Below are 1,356 nucleotides of genomic sequence, written 5' to 3' on the forward strand. Positions count from 1 at the left end.
CGACGAGACTCAGCTAAAAGGTCCGGGAACGGGAGCGGGTGCCTCACGTAAGAATGTCCGCGTAGTTCCCTGGGGTGATGAGCAGGGAGTTGTCGATGGCGTCGCGCCGTGAGATCACGAAGAAGTTCGCCCGCGAGTACGCGAAGGCGGGCAAGGTCGAGAAAAGCCGACTGCTGGATGAGTTGGTGCATGCCACGGGCTGGACTCGTGATCATGCCCGTCGCGCGATCCGCGCCGCGAACACGCGCAAGGGCGCTGCGAGCCAGCAGCAACGCAAGCCGCGGCCACGGAAGTACTCCTACGACGCGCTGGTCGTGTTACAGGAGGTATGGCGGCTGTCTGGCCAACCCTCGGGGAAGTACCTGGCCGCGATCATGGACGACACCCTCGAACGGCTGGTCCGGTTTCGGGAACTGGGCAAAGTCGAACCACGCCTTACCCCGGAGGTGTTGAACGAGGTGCAATCGATGAGTGCGGCAACGATCGACCGGTACCTGAAGCCGCACAAGGACGCCGCGTACCCGATTGCGTTGTCGGGCACGAAACCATCGCATATTCTGCGTTCGTCGGTCCCGACGCGCACCAGCATGGATGCCCCACTCACCACTGCGGGGTTCCTGGAGCTGGACACCGTCGCGCACTGCGGCCACACTCTCAAGGGCGAGTTCTTGCGCACTCTGACGGGCACCGACCCGGTGGCGGGGTGGACAATGCTGCGCACGATCCGCAACAACGCCTACGTCCACATCCACGGTGCCCTCGAATGGATGCGCTCCCACGCCCCCGTCCCGGTCGCCGGGGTGGACTTCGATAACGGGTCGGAGTTCATGAACTGGGGTGTGATCGCCTGGGCCGACACGCACGAGATCCCCGTCACCCGGGGCCGTCCCTACAAGCACAACGACAACGCCCACGTCGAGCAACGCAACGGCGACTGGGTCCGCAGACATGCGTTCCGCTACCGCTACGAGACCAAGCACGAGATGGATCTGCTCAACGAGCTCTGGGGCCTGGTGATGGCCCGCAAGAACTACCTCCTGCCCTGTGTGAAAGCCGTGGACTGGGCCCACACGAAAGCCGGGCGGAAGAAGCGGATCTACGACGCCCCGCGCACCCCCTACCAGCGGCTGCTCGACGCCGGCGTCCTCGACACCAAGACCACCGACCGCCTAACCCGCGAACACGAAACACTCAACCCAGCACAGATCACCCGACGGATCACCCAGATCCAGCAGCAACTCATCGAATTAGCCGCCGCACGCACCCAGGGCACCCGCCCCGCCGCGTGAGCTACGCGGACATTTCACCTGAGGCAAGCACGAACACCATCCGGACATCTTGACATGAGGCAAGACG

Annotated in this window: 1 protein-coding gene; it reads left to right on the forward strand. The window is 64.1% G+C overall.

What is annotated here, in order from left to right; all coding sequences use genetic code 11:
* The first annotated feature begins 77 nt into the window (after positions 1-77).
* Positions 78-1,289 carry an integrase gene (locus tag EWV37_RS15405; RefSeq protein ID WP_129702507.1) on the forward strand — a complete coding sequence of 404 codons (1,212 nt, stop codon included), beginning with the start codon at positions 78-80 and terminating at the stop codon, positions 1,287-1,289.
* The last annotated feature ends 67 nt before the right edge of the window (positions 1,290-1,356 follow it).

Origin of the sequence: Kocuria carniphila, from assembly GCF_004136555.1 — a bacterium.
Classification (GTDB): domain Bacteria; phylum Actinomycetota; class Actinomycetes; order Actinomycetales; family Micrococcaceae; genus Kocuria; species Kocuria carniphila.

What these genes read in the sequence shown, in the direction of transcription:
- EWV37_RS15405 (WP_129702507.1), top strand. Translation starts at nt 78, where the DNA reads ATGAGCAGGGAGTTGTCGATGGCGTCGCGCCGTGAGATCACGAAGAAG.